At 72.8% G+C, this 6,000-nt stretch carries 6 protein-coding genes and 1 pseudogene; 3 read left to right on the top strand and 4 right to left on the bottom strand.

Annotated features, from left to right (window positions below; genetic code table 11):
* The 3 genes and pseudogenes from ACWCQ1_RS16730 to ACWCQ1_RS16720 all read left to right on the top strand — a co-directional run.
* Positions 1–114 (top strand): annotated as a pseudogene (locus ACWCQ1_RS16730) (sugar ABC transporter ATP-binding protein); the annotation flags it as partial.
* 1 nt (position 115) lies between these two features.
* A complete protein-coding gene (locus ACWCQ1_RS16725; RefSeq protein ID WP_451026784.1) occupies positions 116–1,018 on the top strand; it encodes a sugar phosphate isomerase/epimerase family protein in 903 nt (300 codons plus the stop codon).
* Between the two features lie 19 nt (positions 1,019–1,037).
* A complete protein-coding gene (locus ACWCQ1_RS16720) occupies positions 1,038–2,075 on the top strand; it encodes a Gfo/Idh/MocA family protein (RefSeq protein ID WP_358600691.1) in 1,038 nt (345 codons plus the stop codon).
* Here the strand turns inward: ACWCQ1_RS16720 and ACWCQ1_RS16715 are convergent.
* From ACWCQ1_RS16715 to ACWCQ1_RS16700, 4 genes are all read right to left on the bottom strand, one after another.
* On the bottom strand, positions 2,056–2,499 hold the full coding sequence (locus ACWCQ1_RS16715; protein ID WP_358600694.1) for a GNAT family N-acetyltransferase: 444 nt from the start codon (positions 2,497–2,499) through the stop codon (positions 2,056–2,058). The two genes, ACWCQ1_RS16720 and ACWCQ1_RS16715, sit on opposite strands and share 20 nt — an antisense overlap.
* 1 nt (position 2,500) lies before the next feature.
* Complete coding sequence (locus ACWCQ1_RS16710) at positions 2,501–3,523, bottom strand: Gfo/Idh/MocA family protein (RefSeq protein WP_358600697.1); 1,023 nt, start codon at positions 3,521–3,523, stop codon at positions 2,501–2,503.
* 34 nt (positions 3,524–3,557) lie between these two features.
* On the bottom strand, positions 3,558–4,850 hold the full coding sequence (locus tag ACWCQ1_RS16705) for a protoporphyrinogen/coproporphyrinogen oxidase (RefSeq protein WP_358600700.1): 1,293 nt from the start codon (positions 4,848–4,850) through the stop codon (positions 3,558–3,560).
* 123 nt (positions 4,851–4,973) lie between these two features.
* Positions 4,974–5,978: a Gfo/Idh/MocA family protein gene (locus ACWCQ1_RS16700; RefSeq protein WP_133046437.1), complete on the bottom strand. Its 1,005-nt coding sequence runs from the start codon at positions 5,976–5,978 to the stop codon at positions 4,974–4,976.
* Between the last annotated feature and the right edge of the window lie 22 nt (positions 5,979–6,000).

The raw sequence follows: 6,000 nt of genomic DNA, 5'->3' as shown, positions 1-6,000 counted from the left end.
CTCGCCGCCCTCAAACACGAACTCAGCCAGGTCCGCGGCGTCGACGTCGAGGAACTCCCCGAAGCGGCAGACCTCACCGCACCCGTCGCGGCGGGTCCGGAAGGGAAGGCCTGACATGGCCGGCGCCCTGGACCGCATCCGGGTCGGCTCGGCCCCCGACTCCTGGGGCGTCTGGTTCCCGGACGACCCGCGACAGGTGCCCTGGGAACGCTTCCTGGACGAGGTCGCCGAGGCCGGCTACCCGTGGATCGAGCTGGGGCCGTACGGCTATCTGCCGACCGACCCGGCCCGGCTCGCCGAGGAGACTGCCAAGCGGGACCTGAAGGTGTCGGCCGGCACCGTCTTCACCGGCCTGCACCGCGGCCCCTCCGTCTGGGACGCCACCTGGGAGCACGTCAGCCAGGTCGCCGCGCTCACCCAGGCGATGGGCGCCCGGCACCTGGTCGTCATCCCGTCCTTCTGGCGGGACGACAAGACCGCCGAGATCCTCGAACCGCCGGAGCTGACCGGCGAGCAGTGGGCGTACCTGACCAAGGGCATGGAGCGGCTCGGGTACGAGGTGCAGGAGGCCTACGGTCTCGACATCGTCGTGCACCCGCACGCCGACACCCACGTCGACACCGAGGACCACGTCGAGCGCTTCCTCGACTCGACCGACTCCGAACTGGTCAACCTCTGCCTGGACACCGGGCACTACGCCTACTGCGGCGGCGACAGCGTCAAGCTGATCGAGACCTACGGCGAGCGGATCGGCTATCTGCACCTCAAGCAGGTCGACCCGGAGATTCTGGCCGGGGTACAGGCCGAGGGCACCCCGTTCGGGCCCGCCGTGGCGCGCGGTGTGATGTGCGAACCGCCCTCCGGTGTACCGGAGTTGGGGCCGGTGCTGGAGGCGGCGCAGAAGCTCGGCGTGGAGATGTTCGCCATCGTCGAGCAGGACATGTACCCGTGCGAGCCGGACAAGCCGCTGCCCATCGCGGTGCGCACCCGCAAGTTCCTGAGGTCCTGCGGCGCCTGACCACCCGGAGGGGACGACCATGGCCCGGCACGAAACGCTGCGCGTCGCCGTCATCGGCACCGGGAAGATGGGCGCCGACCATGTCCGCCGTATCCAGGAGGTCACCAGCGGGGCCCGGGTGAGTGCGGTCGTGGACGTCGACGCGGAACGCGCCAAGGCCGTCGCCGCCCGCGTCGACGGCTGCACCGCCCACACCGACCCGGCCGCGGCGATGGCGGCGGCCGACGTCGACGCCGTGCTCATCGCCTCCCCGGGGCCCGCCCACGAGGCGGCCCTGCTGGCGGCACTGGAGCGCGATCTGCCCGTGCTGTGCGAGAAGCCCCTCACCTCGGACACGGCCTCCGCCCTGCGTGTCATGGAGGCCGAGCGGCGCCTCGGCCACCGCCGGGTCCAGGTCGGCTTCATGCGGCGCTACGACGCCGAGTACCAGCGGCTCAAGGCCCTTCTGGAGACAGGGCAGTTGGGCCGGCCGCTGATGCTGCACAACCGGCACCGCAACGTGGCCAGCCCACCCGGCTGGACCAGCGAGATGCTGATCAACGACTCCGTGGTGCACGAGATGGACGTGACCCGCTGGCTCCTGGACCAGGAGATCACCTCGGTCACGGTGCTGCGGCCCACCCCCTCCGCGAACGCCCCGGACGCGGTGCAGGACCCGCAGTTCGTGGTGTTCGAGACGGACGGCGGCGCAGTCGTCGACGTCGAGATCTTCGTCAACTGCGGCTTCGGCTACCAGGTCCAGGCCGAGATGGTCTGCGAACGCGGCACCGCCCGCGTCGGCGACGGTCACGCCCTGGTCACCAACATGGCCGGCCGCTGGGGCGGCACCATCGCCCAGGACTTCGTCGAACGCTTCGCCGACGCCTACGACCGCGAGGTCCAGGCATGGGTCGACGCCACACGCCGCGGTGAGGTCACCGGGCCCGGCGTCTGGGACGGCTACGCCGTCGCGGCCGTGTGCGAGGCGGGCGTACGGTCCCTGGAGGACGGCGGCCGGGTGCCCGTGGAGCTGGTGGAGCGGCCGCCGCTGTACCGGGTCAGCCGAGCGAGCGGGTGAACACGACCCGCGGCTGACCGGGTCCGTTGTACTCCTCCTCGACGCGCACGCCGAAACCCAGGCTGCGGTGGAAGGCGATCGAGCCCTCGTTGCCCACCGACGTGATCGCCTTCAGCCGCACCGCGCCCTGCCGCCCCGCGGCCTCGGCGAACGCGTCGTACAGCGCGCGTCCCAGCCCCGCGCCCCGGGCGTCCTCCCGCGTGGCGACCAGATGCACGTACCCCGTCCCGGCGGGCGTGACGAAGCCGATCAGATAGCCGAGGACACCCTCGTCCGACCGGGCCACCAGACAGGTCTCCCCGAACTCGTGCACCAGCGGCAGCAGATGGAGCGCGCGCAGGTCACGCCCGCCCCAGTAGCGGGCGTGATCCGCCAGCACCTGCCGGATGTCGGTGATCCGGGCGGGCGTGATGACGGCCTCCATCTCAGCCGCCGGTCACGGTGCGCGGCCGCGGTTCGAACCCCGCCGCCCGGTAGCAGGCGTCGATCAGCGTCATCGTCGCCACCGCGTCCTGCGGACCCAGCGGCAGCGGGGCGCCGCCGCGCACCCGCGCCGCGAACGCCTCCAGCTGGTACGTGTACGAGGACCGGGTGCCCAGCCGCTCGGTCCGCTCGCCCCGCGCCGTACGGACCACGACCCGGTCGTCCAGCTGCGGCAGCACGAAGTTCGGGGCGCTCACCTCGCCCTCGGTGCCGATGATCCGGCAGCTCATCTCCAGCTCGTCGTACGCCATGTGGCAACGGGCCGAGCCGGTCGCCCCGTCCGGGAACTCCAGCTCGGCGTCCAGCCACTCGTCGACGCCCGGCGCCCCCGCCCGTTCGCCGCCCCGCGCGGAGACCAGGCGCGGGGCGCCGCCCGCCCAGGGGGCCAGCATCCGCACGGCGTGCAGGCTGTAGCAGCCCAGGTCCATCACGGCGCCGCCCGCGAGGGCGAGCGACCAGCGGGGGTCGGTGTCCGGCGGAGCGGGGATCGCGACCAGCGTCTCCACCCGGCGCAGCTCGCCGATCTCTCCGCTCTCCACGATCTCGTGCAGGCGCCGGGTGACGGGGTGGAAGAGGTAGTGGAAGGCCTCCATGAACACCGTGCCGGCCTTCGCCGCCGCCTCCCGCACCTCGGTTGCCTCCTCGGCGTTGCTCGCCGACGGCTTCTCGCTCAGGACGTGCTTGCCGGCCGCGAGGGCGGCGAGGTTCCACGGACCGTGCAGGCCGTTGGCGAGCGGGTTGTAGACGACCTCGACCTCGGGGTCGGCGAGCAGGTCGGCGTAGGAGTCCACGACCCGCTCCACACCGTGCTCGGCGGCGAAGGCCTCGGCCCGGGACCGGTCGCGGGCGGCCACCGCGACGAGGCGGTGCCCGGCGCCGCGGGCCGGGTCGATCAGGGCGCGCTCGGTGATCCGCGCGGCGCCCAGGACGCCGATGCGCAGGGGTTCCGCGACCGCTTCGCTCATGACGGGTGTTCCTCCTTGATCCGTTGCTGCGGGTTCAGTGTGCCGGTGGGAAGTGCCGGCGGGCGAGGTCCTGGGCGTGGGCCACCGTGGACTCGATCAGCTCGAAGGCGGGCAGACCTCCCACGTGGTACGTGTTCGCGTGGCCCTGCAGCGCCTCCAGCCGGTCCAGGGCGCCGTCGGCGAGGTCGGCGCTGCCGAAGTGCGGCATGAACGCCCACGCGCGCCGCAGATGCACCTGCTCCAGCCGCCCGCCGAGGGCGGCGACGTCCTCGCGCAGCAGCGCGGAGACCTCCTCGGGACGGCCGTAGGAGTAGAAGGTCCGCACATCGCTGCCGGGGTAGCGGTGGTGGTACGAGACGCAGTGGCCCGTCGCCTCGCGGCTCGCGGTGTGCCGGCCGAGGAAGTAGAAGGCGTCCTCGGGCAGGCCCGGGGCGGAGGCGAGGGTGGTGTGGTAGGCGTTGGAGCGGACGCGTCCGGCGAGGTCGCGCTCCTCCTCGGTGGCGTCCAGGACCGGCAGGATCCGGTCCAGCGGGACTGCCAGCACCAGCGCGTCCGCCGACACCGGCCCGGAGTCGGTGTGCACCCGCACCCCCTCGGCGTGCCGCTCGACCGACACCACGCGCACCCCGCACCGCACGTCCTTCAGCTCGTCGGCGACCCGGCGCCACAGTGCGCCGAACCCGCCCACTACGGTGAACGCGCCCGCGTGGCCGAGGAGTCGGGGCCTGCTGGACAACAGGCCGGTCATCTCGGCGTACTTGACGAAGTACAGCGCCGGCACGTCGTCGTCGAGGTAGCCGTACCCGGCGGCCGTGTACCCGGTGCCGAACGACTCGGCCATGGACCGCAGCCCGTGCTCGGCCAGCCATGCGGCGACCGGGGCGGCCAGGGCCCGGGCGGAGTGGGCGAGCCCGGGTTCGGCGATGTGCGGGAACTCCCTTGCGCGCAGGGCCTGATAGCGCGGGAGGGCGTCGTCGCGCAGGAACGCCATGGCCTGCCGGGCGGCCTCGCGGCCCCCGGCGTCGAGGACGCGGTAGCGGCTGGTGCGCTCGGTCTCGACGTCCAGCTCGGCCACCAGCTCCGCGGTCCGCTCGTACATGGGGGTGCAGATGTGGCCGCCGAGGTCGTAGGCGTGCCCGTCGACGTCGACGCTGCGGCACTTGCCGGCCACGGTGTCCCGTTCCTCCAGCACGGTCACGCGGTGCCCGGCGCGCTCCAGTTCCCGGGCGATCGCGAGGCCGCTCGGTCCGGCGCCGACGACCACCGCGCTGCGGTGCCGGGCGGTGCCTTCGGACGGCGGGGACATCGGCTTCTGGCCGGCGTTCATGGTCGTCGCTCCTCGGTAGGCGGGACGTGATCCATCCCTTGCTCATACGTGGAGAGACGTGATGGCGTTCCGGGTGCCTGACGCCGATCGGCACCCGGAACAGTGAAGCCGTGCCGGTGCCCGTCAGCCGGCGCGGACCTCGGCGATCGTCACCGGGCGGTGCTCGTGCAGGGACAGCGTGCAGGCGTCGGCGATCCAGCCGGCCTCCAGGGCGTCCGCGATCGTGCACGGCGAGGGGATCCGCCCGGCCACGACCTCGGTGAACGCGGTGAGTTCGGCGCGGTAGGCCTCGGTGAAGCGGTCCATGAAGAAGTCGTGCGGGGTGCCCGCCGGGAAGGTCACGCCCGGTTCGACCGAGCGCAGCGGGAGCTTGTCCTCCAGACCCACCGCGATGGAGTCCTTGAAGCCGTGGATCTCCATGCGGACGTCGTAACCCCGGGCGTTGTGGCGGGAGTTGGACACCACGCAGATGGTGCCGTCGTCGAGGGTGAGGATCGCGCCGGTGGTGTCGGCGTCGCCCGCCTCCTTGATGTACTCGGCGCCCCGGTTGCCGCCGACGGCGTACACCTCGACGACCTCGCGGCCGGTCACCCAGCGGATGATGTCGAAGTCGTGCACGCTGCAGTCGCGGAAGATGCCGCCGGAGGCGGCGATGTAGGCGGCCGGCGGCGGCGCCGGGTCCAGGGTGGTCGAGCGCACGGTGTGCAGGGTCCCCAGCTCACCGCTGCGCACGGCCGCGCGGGCGGCGACGAAACCGGCGTCGAAGCGGCGGTTGTAGCCGATCTGGATCGGCACGTCCGTGCCCTCGACCGCCTTGAGCACCCGCACGCCCTCGGCCATCGTCCTGGCCACCGGCTTCTCGCAGAAGACGGGGACGCCGGCCTCGACGCCGGCCTGGATCAGCCCGGGGTGGGCGTCCGTCGCGGCGGCGACCACGATGCCGTCGACACCGGCGGCCAGCAGGGCCTCCGGCGAGTCCACGACCTCGCCGCCGAACCGCTCCGCGGCGGACTTGGCGGCGTCCGCGAACGGGTCGGTGAGGACGAGCGACTCGACCACGTCGAGCCCGGAGAGGGTCTCGGCGTGGAAGGCGCCGATACGGCCGAGGCCGAGAATGCCGATACGCATGACGGTTGCAGCTCCTTGAACG

Source organism: Streptomyces sp. NPDC002144 (assembly GCF_053593695.1).
Note: the sequence above shows the minus strand (reverse complement) of the source record. Positions and strands in the feature narration are given on the sequence as shown.

Coding starts and splice junctions, on each gene's coding strand:
- ACWCQ1_RS16700 (WP_133046437.1), bottom strand. CDS start 5,978: ATGCGTATCGGCATTCTCGGCCTCGGCCGTATCGGCGCCTTCCACGCC.
- ACWCQ1_RS16720 (WP_358600691.1), top strand. CDS start 1,038: ATGGCCCGGCACGAAACGCTGCGCGTCGCCGTCATCGGCACCGGGAAG.
- ACWCQ1_RS16715 (WP_358600694.1), bottom strand. CDS start 2,499: ATGGAGGCCGTCATCACGCCCGCCCGGATCACCGACATCCGGCAGGTG.
- ACWCQ1_RS16710 (WP_358600697.1), bottom strand. CDS start 3,523: ATGAGCGAAGCGGTCGCGGAACCCCTGCGCATCGGCGTCCTGGGCGCC.
- ACWCQ1_RS16725 (WP_451026784.1), top strand. CDS start 116: ATGGCCGGCGCCCTGGACCGCATCCGGGTCGGCTCGGCCCCCGACTCC.
- ACWCQ1_RS16705 (WP_358600700.1), bottom strand. CDS start 4,850: ATGAACGCCGGCCAGAAGCCGATGTCCCCGCCGTCCGAAGGCACCGCC.